The organism is Chitinophaga pollutisoli, assembly GCF_038396755.1.
GTDB classification, from domain to species: Bacteria; Bacteroidota; Bacteroidia; order Chitinophagales; family Chitinophagaceae; genus Chitinophaga; species Chitinophaga pollutisoli.
Map to the genome: position 1 here is coordinate 296,539 of NZ_CP149822.1, position 20,060 is coordinate 316,598.

Below are 20,060 nucleotides of genomic sequence, written 5' to 3' on the forward strand. Positions count from 1 at the left end.
CCTCAGGGCTGGCCTTCGGTATCGGGATGCCTGTCCGTGTCATCGTCCTGCTCTTCGGCAAGGCTGTTATCTACCCGGTCCTGCTCGTCGATCACCGGTGAGCCATCTTCTTCCCGAACGGTGTCTCCGGGGATGTTTTGCGGGTCAACGGAGCCGCGTTCGGCTTCCTCACGCTTTACGGGCACTGTGGTGCCGTGGATTTCCTGTTGTTCGTTTTGCATCATAAAATGTTTTTAAAAAGATGAAATGCATTATGTCGATAACAACTGCAAACGCCGTGCGGATCGTAACAGCAGGAGAAACCGGTGTGGCTTCGTGTAAACCTTCCGCAAAGTGAGGATTAGCGTGGAAACAGCCGCAGGGCCGCGGTTGGATTCGGGCGGGAGATCCCGGAGGTATGGAGTTTGTACCCGTATATCCTGATCACCAATTCAATTCATCATGGGAAAAGACAGAGACGGGAAATACATCCCACCAAAAGGAAAACCCTCGGGAAAAGGCGATGAAGACGAGCTTGGGCTCCACCCCAACCTGGAAGGCACCACACTTGAACAAGACGGCGACATCACGCAGCGATATACGGAAAATGAGGAGAAGCCGGCGGCCAACGTGCGCGTGCTCCATCCCAACCGCAACGTCATGAAGGGAGAAGATGAACTGTCCGCCCCCAAGCCGCGCCCCGCGGCGGGAGCGCCTTTCCATTCCGGCAAGGGCCTTTCGCCGGAAGGGATCACGGAACTCAAATCCATCGACCGCGAAACCTTCACGGAAATGTCGGGCCATCGCGCGCCCTGGACCATTTCTTTATATCTTCCCACCCACAGCCGCGGCGTGGAAGTGAACGAGCAGCAAGACAGCATCGCGCTGAAGCACCTGGTCCGCCAGGTGGAACTGGCGCTCCTCAGCAACGGCGCGCCACGACACGAACTGGGGCCGCTCATGGAATGCGCCCGCATCATTGTGCACGACGACCAGTTCTGGCGCAACCAGCGCGAAGGGCTCGCCATCTTCCTCGCACCGGGCAATTGCCGATTCATCAGGCTGCCTTATCCGGTAAAACAGGAATTCTACATCAATCATACTTTTTACCTCAGCCCCCTCCTGCCGCTCCTTACCGCGGATGAGCGCTTTTACCTCCTCGCCCTCAGCAAACACCGCGCAACGCTTTACGAAGCGGACGCCTGGGGTATGCATGAAGTGGAAGTGCCCGGCATGCCGGAAGGCGTGGAAGATGTGGTTCATTTCGAAGAAAAAGACGACCAGAAATTATTTCGCACCAGCAGCTCCGGGGCCGGCCAGGGCGCGAATTACCACGGCATCGGCGCCGGCAAGCCCGACGACAAAGCGAACATCTCCATGTACCTCGATGAAGTCGACGAAACCCTTTGGAAAGAGATACTTCACACCAGTAATGTACCCCTCATGCTGGCCGGTGTGGAGTATCTTCATCCTATATTCCGCCAACGCACCAAATACCGCCACATGGCAGACGCTGCACTCACCGGCAACATGGAACATGTGCCGGTCAACGACCTGTTCCGCAGCGCCCGCCAGGCGATGGAGCCCTATTTCTGCGGAAAATGCGACAAAGCCATCGAGCGTTTCAACAACAACACCGGCAATAACCTCAGCACCACGGACCCGGCGGAGATTATTCCGGCATGCTTTTATGCGCGGACGGCCCTCCTGCTCGTGGCGGAGGGCGCACATCTCTGGGGCGCTTTCGTGAAAGAAACCAATCAGCTGCAACTGCACGACCAGGAACAGGAAGGCGACGAATGCATGGTGAACGCGGCGGTTACACAGGCATTGCTGAACGGCGCGGAAGTGCATGTGGTAGATCCGGATAAAATGCCGTCCGGCGCCGTCATGGCAGCCGTGATGCGGTATCAGCAGATTTAACAATCAAAAAGCCCGGTCAGAATTGAACCGGGCTTTTTTCGGTTATCCTTTGTCGACCGTCCGCAGTGCGTCATCGTCGTTGTATTGGAGAATCTGGCGGCGAAGTTCGGCGTTGAGCTCCGCGGTGATGGCTGGAGCACGCGGAGGAAGAGAACCTGCGTCACATCGAACTTCTGCTCATTGCGCGGATAGCCGTTGCGGTGGCTGTATTTGCCCGTCAGCAAGGTGGCGCGGCTGGGGCCGCAGATGGAATGGGTGACGAGGGCGTGCCGGAAAATAGCGCCTTTCCGCGCGATGCGGTCGATATTCTGTGTTTGGGCCAACTTGCCACCGTAAGCACTTACGGCCTGGAAGGCATGGTCGTCGGAGAAGATGAAAATAATATTGGGCCTTTGGGAGGTTTGCGCGGCGGCCGGAAGGCTTGTCGCCAGCAGCAGTCTGCTAAATGATTACTGTATAAACACATCATCGCGCGTCAGATCGTAGAATAGATTCTGCAACTGGTGGAGGTGGACAACGGGGCGGCCATAAGGCACAAATCCCCCGTCATGCGCTGCCAATGGCTGGAATTTGTCGCCTTCGTCACGAATGTAAATGCTGTCGGTCCGGTTGTACTTGTACGTATAAACATTCGGGTCTTCCCCGTAATCCGGGTCGCCGGCGAGGAATCCGAACTGGAAGAGAAATTGAACCTCCAGGTCAAGGGGATTGATTTTGTCCAGCGGGAGCTTACTGCGCGGGAGGCCGGTGTTGAATACACATCCTTCGTGAATCCCCTCCACGCGGAACACGGTTTCGACCATATGATAATCGTAATACCAAAGCAGATTTCCGATCCTGATGTCCGTTGCTTCAATCATGACCGGAATTTAGCGCTTTTTGGGTGGACGGGAAAATCCCGCCCTCAACCCTCGTCACGCGTGTTGCGCACCAGGCCGATGCCGGCGGAAAAGAACACCACCCCGATGACCCCTACAACCAGGATTTCGCGCCAGTTGGCATTTTGACGGATAAAACCGTAACCGGTGTACAGCATCCCGACGATGCCGAGGATGGTCAGCAGGGTGCCAAATGTCCGTTTGAGGTTCATATGCAACAGTTTTTTAACGTTCCAGGATCAATATTTGTGCCTTTCGTTCCCGAAGCGGCAGATTTTCATTATCTTCCCTCCTAACATATCCCTAGCCAATGACTCGTTTGTTAAGCATTATGGACTGGTTCAGCCCTCTTCCGGTATTCGAGAAGGTATTTTGGACCGTCGCTTTATTATTCTCCCTGTTATTTCTTTTCCAGAACGTAATGAGCATGTTCGGCAGCGAACACGACGGCGCTACCGGCGACGTCACAGATATGCTGGAGGCGGATGACGGCATCGGGTTCCAGTTTTTCACCATCCGCAACATGTTTGGCTTCTTCACCATTTTCGGATGGGTAGGACTGGCCGGCATCCACAACGGATTCTCCCCTACCGTAACCGTTCTCACCGCTACCGTGGCAGGTTTGGGCATGATGCTCATCATGGCTGCCATGTTTTACTATACCGGGCGCCTCGCTTATGACGGAACGCTTAAAATGCAGAACGCCGTAAAAGCCAGCGGTACGGTATACCTCGCCATTCCCGCCGCCAGGACCGGCATGGGGAAAGTCACCCTTCAGATCCAGGGCGCCTGGCGCGAGCTCGACGCCATCACCGACGATGCCGAGCCCATCCCCACCGGGGCGCTCGTCACCGTTACCTCCCTCCTCGACAACCAGGTTTTAATCGTCACCAAACAAACCCGATAGTACATGGATTTTATGCTGATTGCCGTCCTTGTGGCGGTCTTTTTCGTTTTCACCCTGCTCTATGCCCTCTTCAAAAGGTATAAGCGATGCCCTTCCGACCAGATCCTCGTGGTATATGGTAAAGTAGGTAAAGGTCCCGACGGGTCGCATTCCGCCAAATGCATCCACGGCGGCGCCGCCTTCATCTGGCCTGTGATCCAGGATTACGCTTTCATGGAGCTTACACCGATCTCCATCGAAGTAAACCTGACCAACGCCCTGAGCCGGCAGAACATCCGCGTGGACGTACCTTCCCGCTTCACCGTGGCCATCTCCACCGAGCCCGGCACCATGACCAACGCCGCAGAACGCCTCCTGGGCCTGCAGCGCTCCGCCATCCACGACCTCGCCAAAGACATCATCTTCGGCCAGCTCCGCCTCGTGGTGGCTACCATGGACATCGAAGAGATCAATAACAACCGCGATAAATTCCTCGCCAACGTTGCATCAAACGTAGAAGCCGAAATCAAGAAGATCGGCATGAAACTGATCAACGTAAACGTAACCGACATCAAGGACGAATCCGGCTACATCGAGGCCCTGGGTAAAGAAGCCGCCGCCAAGGCCATCAACGAAGCGAAGAAAAGCGTGGCCGAGCAGGAAAAACTCGGTGAAACCGGTAAAGCGGAGGCTGACCGCGAAAAGGATATCACCATCCAGCAAACGCTGAAAAACCGTGACGTCAGCATCGCAGAAACACAGCGTGACAGGGACACCCAGATCGCCACGGCCAATAAAGACAAAGCCATCCTCATCGCCGCCGCCAACCGCGACGAAGCCATCGGTAAAGCCGAAGCGGAAAGAGACACACGTATCCGCGCCTCCCAGGCCAACGCCCTGGCCGTAGAAGGTGAAAACACCGCCCGCGTGCACATCGCGCAATCGGAAGCGGAACGCCGTGAAAAAGAAGCGGAAGCCGCCAAACGCGCCGTGGCCGCGGAAAAAATCCAGTCTGCAAAAGCCCTCGAAGAAGCTTATGTGGCGGAAAGAAGAGCGGAAGACGCCCGCGCCGACCGCGAACGCGCTTCCCAAAACGCCAATATCGTGGTGACCGCCGAAATCCAGAAACAGAAAGCTATCATCGAAGCGCAGGCCGAAGCGGAAAAAATCCGTGAAAAAGCCAAAGGCGAGGCCGACGCAATCTTCGCCAAAATGGAAGCGGAAGCGAAAGGTATGTTCGAAATTCTCACCAAACAGGCGGAAGGCCTGGATAAAATCGTACAGGCCGCCGGTAATAATTCGAAAGACGCCGTGCTCCTGCTCATCGCCGATAAACTGCCGGAGCTGGTAAAAATGCAGACCGAAGCCATCAAGAATATTAAAATCGATAAAGTGACCGTATGGGACGGCGCCAACGGCCAGAACGGACAATCGTCCACCGCAGGTTTCATCAGCGGCCTCTATAAAGCAGTTCCGCCCCTGCAGGACATGTTCAACATGGCCGGGATGGATCTCCCCAACTTCCTCGGTAAAAATAAAAACGGCGACACCACGTTGCCGGCCATTACGGAAGAAGAAGTGCAATAGTTTTTTGAAGCCATCCTCCCCGGATGGCTTCTTCTTTTCCCTATCCGTCCGCAAATGGATGAACGGCGTTGCGTTTTATGGCGAATTTGCCTATTTTGACTGGCCGCCGGGATGAGCCCGGTAATTTTCTTCCACGTCAAGATTGCTAGTATGAAACAACCCGAATTGCGCCTGGCATCGTCCTGCGCCCTTGTCTTTGCCACACTCCTGGCCGGTTGCGGCCAAAAGCCCGTTGATTTGCGGATCAAAAAAATGGATTCCGCCCAAACGGCGAAGATCGCCGCTGGTATTGAAGCCACAGTGAAGCCGGAACTGGCGGAAGGATTGACGCTCAGCCTCTGGGGGATCGATTCGCTGGTGGTGTCGCCTATCGCTATCGATATCGACGACAACGGCAGCATCTATTACACCACCACCAACCGGCAGAACAATTCCGAATTCGATATCCGCGGGCACCGGGAATGGGAAATCCCTTCCATCAGCCTGGCCACCGTGGAAGACCGCCGGAAATTCCTGCACGAAGAGCTTTCGCCAGAAAACAGCCATCGCAACAAATGGCTCGCCGACCTCAACGGTGACAGTTCCCACGACTGGCGCGACCTGGCCATCGAAACAGAACATGTGTACCGCCTCGACGACCGGGATGGCGACGGCCGTGCCGAGCAATCGCAGCTCGTTGTCGATGATTTCCACGACGAAGTGACCGACGTGGCAGGCGGCGTACTGATCGACGGGAAGGACCTATATGTGGCTGTAGCGCCGGATATGTGGCGGATGCGCGACAAAAACGGTGATGGGATCGCGGACGAGAAAACATCCATGTCGCACGGATATGCGGTGCATATCGGGTTCAGCGGGCATGGCATGTCTGGCGTGGAAATGGGGCCGGATGGAAGGATTTACTGGCAGATTGGCGATATCGGCTTCAACGGTACCGACAAAACGGGAAAGAAATGGGAATATCCCAACTGCGGGGTTATTGCACGATCGAACCCGGATGGCAGCGATTTCGAGATTTTCGCGCATGGGCTGCGCAACACCCACGAATTTGTATTCGACGAATACGGCAATCTTATCAGTGAAGACAACGACGGCGACCATCCTGGCGAGAAAGAGCGCCTGGTATATATCGTGAATGGTTCGGATGCGGGCTGGCGCAGCAACTGGCAATACGGCAAATACCGCGATCCGCAGAATAATACGTATAAAGTCTGGATGGCGGAAAAGATGTACCTGCCCCGTTGGGAAGGCCAGGCGGCGTACATCACGCCCCCGATCGCCAATTTCGTGAGTGGCCCCACCGGCATGGTGTACAATCCCGGCACGGCGTTGGGCCCGGAATACAACAACACGTTTTTCATCGCGGAGTTCGTGGGCAACCCCGCTGGGTCAGGCATTCATAGTTTTAAGTTGAAATCATCGGGCGCGGGCTTCGAGTTAGGGGAACAGCAAAAAGTGCTCGGCGGCGTGCTCGCGACGGGGCTCGACTTCGGGCCGGATGGCGCGCTGTATGTGGCCGACTGGATAGATGGATGGGATACCCACAGCTATGGCCGCATCTGGAAACTGGATCATAAAGACGGCGCGGCAAGCGCGATGCGCAAAGAAGTCAAAACTTTGATGGTGGCGGATTTCAGGAAGAGGAATCCCCGGGAGCTGGGTGCCCTTCTCCAGCATGCCGATTACCGCATAAGGCTGAAAGCGCAATTCGAATTGGCCGGCAGAGACAGCGACGGCGTGCAGATGTTTGAAGCGGCATTGCGGCAAAACACCCACCAGTTGGCGCGCGTGCATGCCATCCAGGGCCTCAGCCAGATGGCGCGCAAACAGGCAGACCATGCGGCGCTGCTGATTCCCGTACTGGGGGATAAAGATCCCGAAATCCGCGCGCTGGCCGCAAAATGGCTCGGCGACATCAAATATAAATCCGCCGCTCCGGCAATTGTTCCTTTGTTGAAAGACACGTCCGCCAGGGCGAGGTTCTTCGCCGCGGAGGCGTTGGGCAGGATGGAATACGCCCCCGCGGTAAATCCCCTCATCGCCATGCTGGAAGCCAATAACGACCAGGATGTATACCTCCGACATGCGGGATCGCTGGCGCTGGCGCGCATCGGCGATGCCGCGCCGGTAGCGGCATTGGCCACACATCCTTCCCGGGCGGTACGTATCGCGGCCGTAGTGGCGCTCCGAAGCATGAAGCATGCGGATGTCGCCAGGTTCCTGCAGGACAGTGATGAATTCATCGTCACTGAAACCGCACGCGCCATCAACGACGACAATGGCATCCCCGCAGCCATGCCCGCACTCGGCAGCCTCCTGGGCACCACCACTTTCCAAAACGAACCGCTCATCCGCAGGGCCATCAATGCCTGCCTGCAGTCGGGCAGCGATACGCTCCTGCAAACGCTCGCCGCTTACGCCAACAACACCGCAAAACCCGCTACCATGCGGGCCGAAGCAGTTGCCGCGCTGGGTGTCTGGCCCAATCCCTCGGTGCTCGACCGGGTAGACGGGCGCCTGCGCGGCCCGCAAAAGCGCGACGATAAAAAAGTAATCGCGGCATCGTCCGCCACCTTGATAGCGCTTCTGCGCGACAAAGAAACCCAGGTAAAAACCAGTGCTGCATTGGCATTGGAGAAACTGAAAATCACCAGTGCATCCTCCGCCCTGCTGGCCGCGGTGAAAGCGGACCCCGCGCCGGAAGTGCGCATCGCCGGGCTGAAAGCGCTCGTAGCGTTGGAAACGCCCGAGCTGGAAACCGCACTCCGCGCGGCATTGACGGATAAAGAAAAGCATGTCCGCGTGGCAGGGCTCGATCTGCTCGACAAAATGAAAGTACCGCAAGCCACGATGGCGGCCCTGCTCTCCGACGTGATCGCCACCAAAACCCTGGAAGAAAAGCAGGCCGCGATACTGGCGCTGGGCAAGCTGCCGGTGGAACAGGCGGCCGCACCGCTCGGCAAACTGCTCGACCAGCTCGCGGCAGGATCCCTGGCGCCAGGCGTTGTGTTGGAACTGGGCGAAGCGATCGACAGTACCGGTTCCAAAGACCTGGCCGGCAGATACAAAACCATCAGCGCCAAACGCGCACCCGACGAACTGTTTGCCCTTTACGCAGGAAGCCTTGAAGGTGGCGATCCCCAGCGCGGGCAACGCATCTTCTTCCGCAACGAGAACGCCCAATGCATGAAATGCCACGCTTATGACGACCGTGGCGGCAATGCCGGCCCGCGCATCAACGGCGTTGGCGGCAGGCTCACGCGCCTCCAGATCCTCGAATCCCTCATCAACCCCAGCGCGCGCCTGGCACCAGGTTTCGGGATGGTGACGCTGGAGCTGAAAGACGGCAACAAGATTTCCGGCATACTCTACGGAGAAAGCGCTGCCGGACTGAAAATCAAAACCGGCACGGAACCCGAAAAGCTCATCGCCGCCAATACCATCGCGAAGAAAACCTACTCCCCTTCCAGCATGCCCGACATGAAGGCCGTGTTATCGAAGAAGGAGATACGGGACCTGGTGAGCTTCCTGTCGGAATCGAAAAAAGATGAATAGACGGCCGGAACCGCGCAATATTGCCAACTTGTACTATATTTAAGCACCGATTATCCATGCAAATAATCCAACATAACGTATGAACATGTATCCGACTCCCCACTTCCTCCGTACACTTTGCGTAGGTGGCGCCGTGGTGATCGCATCCTGCGGCCAGGGCACTTCCGGCAACAGCCAGGACAGCACAGCCGCAGGGGCTCCCAAGGATTCGTCCATCGGGCCCGTAGAAACCGGTGCCGCCAACACCGATTACAAGCCTGCCTTTGAAGGACAGACAAGGATCGCCGGCGTAACCACCACTACCCCCTACGAAGGCAAGGTGCTGGCGGAAGGGCTCAGCAAGCCCTGGGGCATCACCCCCTGCCTGATGGCCGGCTCCTGATTACCGAAAAAACCGGCACCATGCGCATCGCTACCACCGAAGGCAAACTGAGCGAGCCCATCACCGGGCTTCCCGAAGTGAATGCAAAGGGTCAGGGCGGCCTCCTCGGCCTGCGCGTGGATCCCGATTTCGCCACCAACAGGATGGTATACTGGGTATTCTCTGAGCAAAGGCCCGGCGGCACCCTCACTTCAGTCGCGAAAGGCAAACTCTCGGCAGACGAAAAGAAAATCGAAGGCGCTACCGTCATCTACCGCGCCACGCCCGAATATGACGGCACCCTCCACTATGGCGGCCGCATCCTCATCGATAAGGAAGGCAACCTCCTGGTGAGCACCGGCGAACGGTCGGACCTTGCAACCCGCCCCCAGGCGCAGGACCTCAAATCCGGCCTCGGTAAAATCGTCCGCATTACGAAAGACGGCAAACCTGCGGCAGGCAATCCCTTCGCGGGCAACGCCGACGCCCGTCCCGAACTGTATTCTTACGGTCACCGCAACGTGCAGGGCCTGGCATTCCACCCCGTTACCGGCGACCTCTGGGAAACGGAGTTTGGCCCCCGCGGCGGCGATGAGCTTAACCGCGTGGAACCCGGGAAAAACTACGGCTGGCCCACGATCACCTATGGTTTGGAATACAGCGGTAAAAAGATCGGCGACAGCATCCAGCAGAAAGCAGGACTGGAGCAACCCGTATACTACTGGGATCCGGTACTTTCGCCCAGCGGCATGACGTTCTACACCGGAACCGACATCCCCGAATGGAAAAACAACCTCTTCATTAGCGGTCTGAGCAGCACGCATATCGCGCGCCTCGTGATCGAGAATAACAAAGTGGTAGGCGAAGAGCTGATCCTTCCGAAAGAAGGCCAGCGTTTCCGTGATATCACCCAGGGCAATGATGGCGCCCTGTACACCGTAACCGACCAGGGACGGTTGTACCGCATCGCGAAGAAATAATCACCCGATTATACAGGAAACGCCCGCGGAACCATGGTTTCACGGGCGTTTCCGTTTTCCGGCATTTACTCCCGCGAACTCCGGTTATGTTACCCCGTTTCCTGTTGTAGCTATAAACGGAAAAGGCGCTTTCGTATATGACTGCGGCATTATCGCATCCATCCCCCCTATTTTTATGACACCATGCATAACCCGACTTAATATTCACCAACACATAACCCGTATTCCATGAAAAAAATGTTACTCGCCCTATTGCCCCTGGCAATTGCAGGAGGCTCCACGATTGCGCAGACCAAACCCTTCTACTATGCAGATGGTAAACGTATGTATCTCGATGCGGATACTACTGCTATCTTTGTAAAATTCAAAGACCTGGAAGCTAAAGTCCCGTTTGAACAAACTGTGCATGCAACTGGTGTTGTAAGCGCCGAGAAAACCCGTTATCCGTCCGTGCAGAAAATCCACCTTGATCCCAACAGTAAAACCAGTGCGATGGCGGCCATCCGCAGTAACAATGCCATTGCCTACTCCTGGCAGGCGCTTACGGCAGGTGATAATGAACCCATTATACCCACAGGCGAAATAATTGTAATGCCCAAACCCGGAGGCCCCGACGTGGCAACGCTGGTTAAAAAGCTGGACCTGGATGTCATCATTAAAGAAAAAGATCCTTTGCTCGACGGTGCGGTTGCATTAGTGGTTCCCAACGATGCGGATCTGTTTGACTTCGCCAACCGCATTTATGAAAGCGGCGGAGTAAAATATGCCACCCCAAATTTCTGGATGCACTTTTCAAATGAGGCACCCAATGACCCTTTGTACAACCAACAAACCTGGCTGAATAACACCGCCAACCCACTGATCGATATTAATGTGGAAGATACCTGGCCGCTGACGACCAACCTGGTCAAAATAGCCGTAATGGATGATGGCATAGCAGCCCACCCCGACTTTCCGGCAGGTGCATTGCAAACAGGCTGGGCGCCTCGCAACCCCGGTGGCGGCGGGCTGCCCAATTACTCCAGGACAGGCGTCGGCCATGGACAATCGGTTGCCGGCATCATCGCGGCAAAGGCCAACAATAATACAGGGATAGCGGGCGGATACCAGGGGCCGTGCCAGCTGTACAGCCTTAATATTTTTTGGGACGGATTGGAAACCGCGCAAGATATCGCCAACGCATTTAATTATGCGCGGAACAATCTGAATGTGGATGTTATCAACGGAAGCTGGGGTTATTCTCCCGGAGCCAACTTCGATAATATCAATACGGCGATAGATAATGCTGCTATTCATGGCCGTGGCGGCAAGGGGATTGCTATTGTCCAATCATCCGGAAATGACATTACAATGACCAACCTCACGGTTCGATACCCGGCAACCCGTTCTACGGTGACAGCCGTTGGCGCAATCGATGATAACGGCGTGGTAACGTACTTCAGTTGTCGCGGGCCCGAATTGGACGTTGTGGCGCTCGGCGAGGTGACCAGTGTATTAACGACAGATTTACAGGGTGCGCCGGGAGACAATTCAGGCGACTACCGCTGGTTTGGCGGCACTTCGGCCGCGGCGCCTATGGTCGCTGCCATTGCAGCCGGCGCGATTTCCATATCTCCCAATGCTTCAAGTGTGCGAATCAATAGCGCTCTTACATCGGGTACCCGCGACCTCGGTCCCTGGTTTTTCGATAATGACTATGGGTGGGGGCTGGTGAATGGCTGTGCCGCGCTTGCCACTGCCGTTGCAGTTCAATGCGAGATTACAGGCCCGCAGTATGTGGGCACTATGGGTGGCTACTTCGCCGTAACTAATCTGCCTGCCAATCTCCCGCTTACCGTTGAATGGCTTCACTCCGGCTCGGCGCAATATACCCTGACACCTACTTCGCCCAATGGTTCAACTTGTACAATCGTACCAACGACTAACGGACAGATCACATTATCGGCACTTATACGTGGGGTTTGCGATGTAGCCCAGTTGATACTCTTTCTTCCCACCATCTATACCGTTGTGCCATTAGCCGCCCCCATCGAGCAATACATTATTTCGCCAGTACCGGCATCCCAACAGCTGACGGTAAAAATTAATGAGGAAAACGGGAAACCAGTTTCGGATATCCGGGAAGTCAGCCTCTTCGACAAAACGGGATTATTAAAGGTTGTACGGCGGTTTCCTGCAGGACAGCGCAATGTAACCATAGATATTTCCCACCTGCCGGCAGATATTTACGTAGTGAAGGTGGATGACGAGAATAAATCCACAGAAATTTTCGCCAAACAAATTGTAATCGGCAGATAGCTGGTTAAAAAGGATAAATTCCTTACTGTAACTAATCTGCGCCGGCCTGTATGCTTACAGGCCGGTGTTGATTTTATAAATTCAACCGCTCCAGTTTACGAAACTTCTTTATCCGGTGGAACGTAAGGTAATTCGCGTCATGGTTATTATGCGCCTTTCCCGCTCCTTCTCCGAATGCCGTCCGCGATAGGACAATTATATCATTTCCTTCGAATTGCCAGTCAACATATTGGAAACCGTGATGCAATACATCCGGATGCTGCAGAATAATTTCATGTGTTTGCCAGTTGCGCAGGTCAGCCGAGCTCATCAGGGCCAGTGTATTCCGGAAGGTGGCGGGGTTGCGCTTCGGAAACTGATCGCGGAACTGTTGGGGAATGATGTTGGAAAGCGTCCAATAGCGGCCGGATTTTTCATCGAAACGTATCACGAACTTCTTGCTGCCGCCGGGGAAAGGAATGAAGTCGTTCGCGGCATCGAACGTAGCCTGCTTGCCATTGGCGCTGACGCGCACGACCGCCGCTTTCTCATCCAGCGAAGAACGGTCATCCACGCGGAGTATATTCACGATGCTGCCATCCGGCGCCGCTACGGCATTGCCTTCGAGCCAGCCGGTAAAGTGGCCGTCCAGCCAGGTGGAATCATATAAAATCGAATTGGAAACCGTCCATGATGCAGCTTTGAGCAAATCTGCGTCCACCGGGGCCGACATCATCATGGCGCCATAACGTTTTCCCCAATCCAATACCGGCCCATGCGCCGTTTCCATCGCCCGCCAGATGCGGCCGTTATGGACGAGCACCGGCATGGGTGCGCAATGGTACATCCCGGCCAGGAGCAGCCCGTTGTCCCGGGTGAGTGGTTGCGTCCAGGTAGCGCCCGCGTCGGTCGACCGCCGGATGAGGACCGTGCCGTGATGGCGGTCGGGGCCCAGGAGGTATAAGGTATCTTTATGTACGAAAAGGCTCGACCAGAACGCGCCGTTTACGGTGCTCACCTGCTCCCAGGATTTGCCTTTATCGCGCGAACGGAACACCCGCGTTACCGCCTGTACGAATTCCGAGCTTTGCGGCCCGAAGAAGTCGTGGGAGGCAACATAGGAGCCATCGGGCAGGATCGCCAGGGAAGGGGAACCTATATATGTTTTCGTCTCCGCGGGCACATAGGTGACGATGGCGCCCGGAGGGGCCTGCTGTGCGCGGACTTCTGCACCAGAAGCAAGGAGCAGCGCCAGGAAAAGGGAGCATTTCAGGAGGGAGGCTTTCATGCGTCCAAGATGGTAAAAATTCCACGCCGGTCAAAGTTATTTCTCTACGTCAATACCTGGCTATGATGGTTTTGCGAGAATACGAAAACCGGAATTTGCGCCATATCCAATTATTACTTACATTTGAACCCACTCTATTAAGACTCTGTAGCTCAGTTGGTAGAGCAGCTGACTCTTAATCAGCGGGCCTAGGGTTCGAGTCCCTACAGGGTCACTTGAAGGGACAAATCTAAAAATAATGGATTTGTCCCTTTATACTGCGGAAATAAGGCATCAAAATAATTAATCTTCAAGGTGACTTAAGATGGCTTAATAATATCCAGCCATCCGTGAAGGCTACTTCACCTGGATTGTAGGGGTGTTATTTATTATCTTCCAATCTCCAGTATCCCGAATGCATATTATCAATGAGTGAAAGATAAGATACGCGCTTTCCAACGTCGTTTGTGCAATAGCCATATTTCCTGATTGTTCCATGCTGTTTATGACCAGGCTCCTTGGGCTGCCTCCGAACCGCTTGGTACGGATGAGATCGATATAGTCAGATTTTGAGAATACAAAAATCCCCTTTTCATCGAAAAACCCGTCCTGTATATTCTGAAAGCAGGGATGTAAGATGTTTTCCAATGCTGCCACATCACGATTGTCGCCCGCCTTTACAAATGCCTCGATTGCTTTCTCTGCCTGTTCCATTTTTATTTGTTTAAGATGTTTGTAAATAGTTCTTTCTGATGATTTAGTTGTTGTTGGACATATGCTTTATCTTCCGTTCCGTCCAATAAATAACAGTAAATCTCCTTTATGCCTATAAAATTCAGCATCTGCTGCAAATGCGTTTCTACCAGATTGGGCATATCTGATTGGAGTTCCCCCATCGTGGATAGAATGTAAGCTTTTTTGTTTTGCAGTAATCCGATTGCTTCGTCCTCCTGGTACCTGAAAGTTTTACCTGTGCGCAACACCAGGTCAAAATAGGCTTTCAGCGAGGAAGGGATACCAAAATTGTACATAGGAACCGTGATAAGGATTTCATCGCATCCGAATAATTCAGCTATCAACCGGTCAGACAATTGCAGGCGGTCTGAATTATCCCCGGCAGCATAGAATGCCCCAAGTACTTCCTGCTCGAGATGGGGAATGAGCGAGGTGCCGACTTCGCGTATATTGACGCTTCCACCCGGATTCAGCTCTTTCCATGCCTGTACAAAATTGTCTCCCGCACTGCGGGAATAGGAGTTTTTCAGGCGTAAGCTGCTGTCAATTCTCAATAATGTCTTCATCTTTTTTACGCTTTCTATGGAAGACAGTTTGCGTACTAAATATGTGACAGCCTGGTAATATTTCTTAACTTATCCGGGTCTACAATGGAGTATATTTCCTCGATTAATCCATCTTTATTTAATTGGAGGATATGACAGTTATGGAGCTTTTCATGCTCCCAAAAACAGATAGCAGGCTGATGATTGAAAAATTGAAAGGTGAATGTTTTTCCCATCAGAAAGTGCTGCTGTACATACACCAATAAAGTGGCCGTAGCTGTCTTTCCTATCTCCGAACCGCTCACTACCTGCACTTTAGAGCCCCCGTCCGCACTTAGTTTTATATCGTTTACCAATAAGTTCTGCAATTCTACGATGTCAGCCTGAGCCAATGCTTTCTGATACCTGCCCAAGGTCTCGAATGATTGATCCGAATGTGGGCTATAACTTGCGTATTTACTATTTTTTAATTGTTTATTGGCCCTGCTTAACAGTTGACGTGAATTTTCCATGGTTATTTCAAGCAGTTCGGCAATCTCTGCATGTGAATAATCGAAGCCCTCTTTCAAAATGAAAGCCGCCCTTTCTTTTGGATTCAGGTACTCCAGCAGCACGAGCATGGTATAAGTGGCGGTCTCCTCTTTTATGAGTTTTGCATCGGCATTTTCAAATGAAACAGGTTCGGGGAGCCATTCGCCGAAAACTTCTTTTTTACTTTGGCGGGTCTTAAAATTTATGGCATGATTAATCGTGCTTTTAATCAAAAAGTTGGATTCGTGGCGAATGTTTGATTTATCCAACGTAATGTATTTTTCCAGTACATCCTGTACCAAATCCTTTGCATCTTCGTAAGAACCGACAATATTATAGGCATAGGTCAGGAGTTTATTATAGTACCTTTGCATTGGCTTTAAAATTTTATTGAAGTTACCCGCTTCCTCGTTTGCAGATAGCAGGTTTAAATTACTCCTCGACCGTCTGATAGATACCCCTTTCCATCGTAATAGCATGTTGCGCTAAAAAGGCCGGCAAATTAATCCCTGCCCTTTGCATCGCCTCCCTTATGACTACGCTGGCATCCTCCATGCGCTGTCGGTGTTCCCAGGTGGCAACCGTAATAACCTGAAGGTCTCCACTATCATCTGTCTGTTGAAAAATTTCATATTTTACAAAGCCAGGCTGCTGCCGGAGCGTATTCCTGATGAAAAGCGATTTTTCAGCATACGCCGCAATAGCTTTTTGGGGAATGCTGATTTTATCAATAACGGCCACCTGTTCTGAAACAATGCGCTCTTCTCTGTTTTTTTGTTCCATTTTGAATTGATTTTTATGTTGACCAAATGCTTTCATCGCCATAAGGATAGGCATGATAAGGATTATGGTTTTTAATATTTGCTTCATACAACTTGTAATTATTGTTTCCATCTCAGTTTACCGTTTTTATCGAACATTTCGATAGACGGGTTGCCCAGAGTAACAACTGCCATGATGATAAGATAAATCATATTCGGCCCCGGGCTCATCAACATCAGAAAAGCTGCTACAGCAAGCCATAAAAGCTCATGAATAGCATTCATCGCTATTTAAATTTAAGCATTGATTTTCTTGGATATCAGATTGTCCAGTGAATATTTTCCGCTGCCCTGAATAAATAGTGCCAGGCATAAGCCGATCATCAGCAAGTGATATTCGAATCCCTCACCCTCCTTATCGCCAAACCAGTTCATAAAAAAGCCATGCTCAAGATGTCCTGCAAATAAAATTATCCCAATAAAAAGGCCTCCCATTGCAATTGCCCAAAAACGGGAGGCAAAGCCTGTTATTATAAAAATGGGTGCAAAGAACTCTATTAAAATAACTAATAATCCAACAAGCCATGGGTGTCCCATCTGTTGCAAACCCTCCAAAGTATGGGTAAACCCAAAGCCGCCAAACCAGCCTAACATAGCCTGCGCTCCGTGTGGAAACATAACGATGCCTATGGTCAGGCGAATAATCAGACCTGTATAATCGTTGTGCGTATTGAAAATTTGATGTTTCATGATTTCTTTCGTTATTTAATGCTACCATTATTCAAAATACTTTTCTCATGAAAAGTCCAAAGTTGCTGTAGTTTGTGGCAAAACGTCCGTACTGGTCAAAATTTGCGGCCAAGCCAAACTGTTTGCTTCCGGTATCTATCCCTGCCCTTGCATATTGATAGCTGCGGCTATGTCCGTCCCGGTTCCATGTGGTCATATATTGAAATCGGGCGTATAGGTTTACAGGCCTGTTGGCGGCTCCATGATATTCAATAAAGCCCATCAGTTCGAGATTGGGGTCAGACCATATATCCATCCTCGGGTAAACCAGCACAGATGTTGTTTTCCCTTTATGGAAATACTGGAAAAATACAGATGGTCTTACCCGGTTCACGGGCGTGAAGATGGTTCCAACTCCTGATGTCCATCGTTGACTCATCGCATAGGAAATGTAAGACTGGCTCATGATTTCATTTCCCCGCTTTTTATCATAAGGTATAAGAACCGACGAGGTATGAAAGAACCCGAGGGATTTCTCGGGATCGAACCTTGTAGCGAACGAATGCTGATAATAATACCCGGCATGTCCCGCACTGATTTCAACAGGTATCTGCGCCCGGCTATGCAAGTGCCATATATTGATAAACAACCAGGCCAACAAGTGTTTTATTATCGTTGTTTCTTTCATCATTCTTTTCAGATTTCATTTTTTGCCAGTCTCTGGCCGGAAAATTATTACAGCCAACCACTATTCACTATATTGACACATGAGGTGCTGAAAACGTGACAAACCATTCAGGATATTTTTATAACGTAGGTGATTTGTCCTGTTTTTTCGTAACGAAAGAAACACTGATATGCTGCGAAACGGCATGTAGGATAGCATTTACCATCCCGATAGCGATATCTTATCTTGATTCAGAATCAACAAATTACGTAGGATTTTCAACCGTCTTTTTGAACGCGGCGGGGAGCCGACCTTCGTAGCTTCTGAATGCCCGCGAAAGATGCGACGCAACCTATAGGATGCTTCGCGGGAGCACATACCACTTATCCACTTCTTATTCTGAGGGATTTTATTTTCGTATTACTTCTCCCAATCTGCCGCCGCATCAGCGACAGCAATGGCTTCTATCTCAATCAATGCATCCGGTGAAAACAATGAGGATACTTCAAAAATAGTATCCGCCGGATATGGTGGGGTAAAGTATTTGCCTCTCAATCCGACAATCTTCTCAAAGTTCTTCATATCCCGGAGCATGATAGTGACCTTAACCACGTTCTTCAAACTTGAACCTCCAGCTTTCAATACCTTGTCCAGGTTTTCAAAAGCCATTTGTGCCTGGGCATCAAAGTCGCCTATGCCTGTCAGCTTTCCGTCCTTACCAATAGCGGTCTGCCCCGAAATAAACAATAAATCACCTACACGGTGTCCCTGTGCCAGACGGAATGGTTCATAAGCGTCCGGCGTAATTTTAATTTGTGAAATATTCATTTTTATTTATTTGAAGTTATAAGCATTCCCTTTGCCATGTAATGGCGTTCTGGAAAATAGGATGATGTTTCCTTGCTTCTTGATATTATGAAGCAAAGTTGACGGTAATTGATGGAGAAAAAATTGACCTAGGTCAAGACGATTTATTTTTTTTAATTAATGCGGCTTATAAATTCAGCAGACACACCCAAATAGGAGGCAATCAGATATTGGGGTACTTTAGAAGCTATGGTTGGGTAATTTTCCAAAAAGGCAACATATCTGCTTTCGGCATCATACACATTGTTATAGATAATTCTCTTTTGCAATACGCCCAGATAACTCTCCAATATTAACCGAAAGTACCGTTCCAAACAGGGAAGTTCAGCCAGTAATTGCTGAAAAGCATAATGGCTAATCTGTAAAACGGTCGTTCTTTCTATGGCTTGTATGTTGTATATGGATGGCTTCTGTTTGGAAAAGCTATCCAGGTCAGAAGCCCACCAGTCGTCGATAGCAAAAAACAGGATTTCCTCCTTGCCATTGTCTGTATTGATGTAAAATGCTTTCAAGGCACCCGAAACGACATAACTATCATATCGACAGGTATCGCCGTACGTAAGAGATAGTCTCCTTTTTCTAATGTTTTCTTCGTCCAAAAACCTTCGAAAGTTGAGATTTCATCATGCGTAAGTTTTATATATTTCGATATGTTTTCTAATAAAGCACTTTCGACCATATAAGCATTCCTTTTTCGTTTGCAAAATATCAATTAATAAGTCGTTACTGCTCTTCAAGTATTTTTTTTAAAGATTTCAAATCGCTCACTACATCTTGCCCATCTTTTTCAAATGCTTTATCTGTCAACTGCCTGAAATTGGCTTCCATGACCTGCTTCACATTGTTGGCTCCGGTTTCAAAATTTTTCCAGCCGGCGTGTAAACGCCGACAACCTGGACTACCCATTTTAATACATTCTGGATGATATAGCTGGTCCAACTTTACGATAGCTTTGCGGTTCATTAATACGTTCATTTTATGGATTTCAAGATCGAAAAAGCTATGTTGAAAGATGTCGGCATAGCTGCGGATTTATTCAACCAGTACCGCGTTTTCTACCGCCAGGCGCCGGATTACGAGACATGTAAAGCATTTATCCATGACCGTTTGCGGCAGGAACAGTCGCATATCTTTTTGGTATACGTGGAAGGCCGGCCGGCCGGGTTCGTCCAGCTGTACGAGCTTTATCATTATATCAGGCTTGGAAAGCAATGGTTGCTCAGCGATCTGTTCGTTCACCCCGATTTCCGCGGGAGGGGGCTTTCTGTGGCGCTGATCGACCGGGCCAAGCAATGGTGCGATGAAACCGGCGCCTGCGGGCTGATGCTGGAAACCGAAAAAACGAACGACATCGGTAACAAGCTTTATCCCCGCTGCGGCTTCGAATATGATGGGGCGCATAACTACTATTATTGGTGGAAATAAACCGGCCTTCCTGTCACACTACTGTCAATTAAGCCACCTCTATCCTACCTCTTAGTCACCCTTTAGCCACCTATGAGCCTCCTTATATAGGAGGTAGCTCCTGCATG

The 20,060-nt window shown here is 51.5% G+C and carries 23 protein-coding genes and 1 tRNA gene; 9 read left to right on the plus strand and 15 right to left on the minus strand.

The window, feature by feature from the left end; all coding sequences use genetic code 11:
* Nucleotides 1–2: 2 nt before the first annotated feature.
* Complete coding sequence (locus WJU16_RS01165) at nucleotides 3–224, minus strand: hypothetical protein (protein ID WP_341836497.1); 222 nt, start codon at nucleotides 222–224, stop codon at nucleotides 3–5.
* A gap of 217 nt (nucleotides 225–441) precedes the next feature.
* On the opposite strand from WJU16_RS01165, the gene WJU16_RS01170 reads away from it, so the two are divergent.
* Nucleotides 442–1,902, plus strand: a complete 1,461-nt coding sequence (locus WJU16_RS01170; RefSeq protein ID WP_341836498.1) for a hypothetical protein — start codon at nucleotides 442–444, stop codon at nucleotides 1,900–1,902.
* Here the strand turns inward: WJU16_RS01170 and WJU16_RS01175 are convergent.
* Genes WJU16_RS01175 through WJU16_RS01185 form a run of 3 tightly spaced genes read right to left on the minus strand, consistent with a single transcriptional unit; the run spans nucleotide 1,899 to nucleotide 2,992 of the window.
* The gene (locus WJU16_RS01175) at nucleotides 1,899–2,339 is read right to left on the minus strand and encodes a sulfatase-like hydrolase/transferase (RefSeq protein ID WP_341838636.1); all 441 of its coding nucleotides are present in this window, start codon (nucleotides 2,337–2,339) and stop codon (nucleotides 1,899–1,901) included. The two genes, WJU16_RS01170 and WJU16_RS01175, sit on opposite strands and share 4 nt — an antisense overlap.
* Nucleotides 2,340–2,351: 12 nt before the next feature.
* The gene (locus WJU16_RS01180; protein WP_341836499.1) at nucleotides 2,352–2,762 is read right to left on the minus strand and encodes a hypothetical protein; all 411 of its coding nucleotides are present in this window, start codon (nucleotides 2,760–2,762) and stop codon (nucleotides 2,352–2,354) included.
* A 44-nt stretch (nucleotides 2,763–2,806) separates the two neighbouring features.
* Nucleotides 2,807–2,992 (minus strand): hypothetical protein, encoded by a 186-nt coding sequence (locus WJU16_RS01185; protein ID WP_341836500.1) that lies wholly within the window; start codon nucleotides 2,990–2,992, stop codon nucleotides 2,807–2,809.
* A gap of 98 nt (nucleotides 2,993–3,090) precedes the next feature.
* Between WJU16_RS01185 and WJU16_RS01190 the strand changes: the two genes are divergently transcribed.
* From WJU16_RS01190 to WJU16_RS01215, 6 genes are all read left to right on the plus strand, one after another.
* On the plus strand, nucleotides 3,091–3,687 hold the full coding sequence (locus WJU16_RS01190) for a hypothetical protein (protein ID WP_341836501.1): 597 nt from the start codon (nucleotides 3,091–3,093) through the stop codon (nucleotides 3,685–3,687).
* Nucleotides 3,688–3,690: 3 nt separating this feature from the next.
* Complete coding sequence (locus WJU16_RS01195; RefSeq protein ID WP_341836502.1) at nucleotides 3,691–5,253, plus strand: SPFH domain-containing protein; 1,563 nt, start codon at nucleotides 3,691–3,693, stop codon at nucleotides 5,251–5,253.
* 150 nt (nucleotides 5,254–5,403) lie between these two features.
* Complete coding sequence (locus WJU16_RS01200) at nucleotides 5,404–8,808, plus strand: PVC-type heme-binding CxxCH protein (protein ID WP_341836503.1); 3,405 nt, start codon at nucleotides 5,404–5,406, stop codon at nucleotides 8,806–8,808.
* 79 nt (nucleotides 8,809–8,887) lie between these two features.
* On the plus strand, nucleotides 8,888–9,190 hold the full coding sequence (locus WJU16_RS01205) for a hypothetical protein (RefSeq protein ID WP_341836504.1): 303 nt from the start codon (nucleotides 8,888–8,890) through the stop codon (nucleotides 9,188–9,190).
* A gap of 20 nt (nucleotides 9,191–9,210) precedes the next feature.
* Entirely contained in the window at nucleotides 9,211–10,149 is a 939-nt protein-coding gene (locus WJU16_RS01210; protein ID WP_341836505.1) for a PQQ-dependent sugar dehydrogenase, read from the plus strand.
* Between the two features lie 228 nt (nucleotides 10,150–10,377).
* Nucleotides 10,378–12,447, plus strand: coding sequence for a S8 family serine peptidase (locus tag WJU16_RS01215; RefSeq protein WP_341836506.1), 2,070 nt, complete (start codon nucleotides 10,378–10,380; stop codon nucleotides 12,445–12,447).
* Nucleotides 12,448–12,520: 73 nt separating this feature from the next.
* Here WJU16_RS01215 and WJU16_RS01220 read toward each other — a convergent pair whose 3' ends face one another.
* On the minus strand, nucleotides 12,521–13,714 hold the full coding sequence (locus tag WJU16_RS01220; protein ID WP_341836507.1) for a sialidase family protein: 1,194 nt from the start codon (nucleotides 13,712–13,714) through the stop codon (nucleotides 12,521–12,523).
* A gap of 141 nt (nucleotides 13,715–13,855) precedes the next feature.
* On the opposite strand from WJU16_RS01220, the gene WJU16_RS01225 reads away from it, so the two are divergent.
* A tRNA-Lys gene (locus WJU16_RS01225) sits at nucleotides 13,856–13,928 on the plus strand.
* Between the two features lie 122 nt (nucleotides 13,929–14,050).
* On the opposite strand, the gene WJU16_RS01230 is transcribed toward WJU16_RS01225, so the two are convergent.
* From WJU16_RS01230 to WJU16_RS01275, 10 genes are all read right to left on the minus strand, one after another.
* A complete protein-coding gene (locus WJU16_RS01230; RefSeq protein WP_341836508.1) occupies nucleotides 14,051–14,407 on the minus strand; it encodes a nuclear transport factor 2 family protein in 357 nt (118 codons plus the stop codon).
* A gap of 2 nt (nucleotides 14,408–14,409) precedes the next feature.
* On the minus strand, nucleotides 14,410–14,994 hold the full coding sequence (locus WJU16_RS01235) for an NAD(P)H-dependent oxidoreductase (RefSeq protein ID WP_341836509.1): 585 nt from the start codon (nucleotides 14,992–14,994) through the stop codon (nucleotides 14,410–14,412).
* Nucleotides 14,995–15,029: 35 nt separating this feature from the next.
* On the minus strand, nucleotides 15,030–15,878 hold the full coding sequence (locus WJU16_RS01240) for a sigma-70 family RNA polymerase sigma factor (RefSeq protein ID WP_341836510.1): 849 nt from the start codon (nucleotides 15,876–15,878) through the stop codon (nucleotides 15,030–15,032).
* Nucleotides 15,879–15,936: 58 nt separating this feature from the next.
* Entirely contained in the window at nucleotides 15,937–16,374 is a 438-nt protein-coding gene (locus tag WJU16_RS01245) for an antibiotic biosynthesis monooxygenase (protein ID WP_341836511.1), read from the minus strand.
* 11 nt (nucleotides 16,375–16,385) lie between these two features.
* Nucleotides 16,386–16,550, minus strand: coding sequence for a hypothetical protein (locus WJU16_RS01250; RefSeq protein WP_341836512.1), 165 nt, complete (start codon nucleotides 16,548–16,550; stop codon nucleotides 16,386–16,388).
* Between the two features lie 12 nt (nucleotides 16,551–16,562).
* Entirely contained in the window at nucleotides 16,563–17,015 is a 453-nt protein-coding gene (locus WJU16_RS01255) for a DoxX family protein (protein WP_341836513.1), read from the minus strand.
* 31 nt (nucleotides 17,016–17,046) lie between these two features.
* Nucleotides 17,047–17,685: a hypothetical protein gene (locus WJU16_RS01260; protein WP_341836514.1), complete on the minus strand. Its 639-nt coding sequence runs from the start codon at nucleotides 17,683–17,685 to the stop codon at nucleotides 17,047–17,049.
* A 396-nt stretch (nucleotides 17,686–18,081) separates the two neighbouring features.
* Nucleotides 18,082–18,489, minus strand: coding sequence for a RidA family protein (locus WJU16_RS01265; protein ID WP_341836515.1), 408 nt, complete (start codon nucleotides 18,487–18,489; stop codon nucleotides 18,082–18,084).
* Nucleotides 18,490–18,641: 152 nt separating this feature from the next.
* Nucleotides 18,642–19,127 carry a Crp/Fnr family transcriptional regulator gene (locus WJU16_RS01270; RefSeq protein WP_341836516.1) on the minus strand — a complete coding sequence of 162 codons (486 nt, stop codon included), beginning with the start codon at nucleotides 19,125–19,127 and terminating at the stop codon, nucleotides 18,642–18,644.
* Between the two features lie 124 nt (nucleotides 19,128–19,251).
* Nucleotides 19,252–19,491 carry a hypothetical protein gene (locus WJU16_RS01275; protein WP_341836517.1) on the minus strand — a complete coding sequence of 80 codons (240 nt, stop codon included), beginning with the start codon at nucleotides 19,489–19,491 and terminating at the stop codon, nucleotides 19,252–19,254.
* A gap of 15 nt (nucleotides 19,492–19,506) precedes the next feature.
* On the opposite strand from WJU16_RS01275, the gene WJU16_RS01280 reads away from it, so the two are divergent.
* Nucleotides 19,507–19,953, plus strand: coding sequence for a GNAT family N-acetyltransferase (locus WJU16_RS01280; RefSeq protein WP_341836518.1), 447 nt, complete (start codon nucleotides 19,507–19,509; stop codon nucleotides 19,951–19,953).
* The last annotated feature ends 107 nt before the right edge of the window (nucleotides 19,954–20,060 follow it).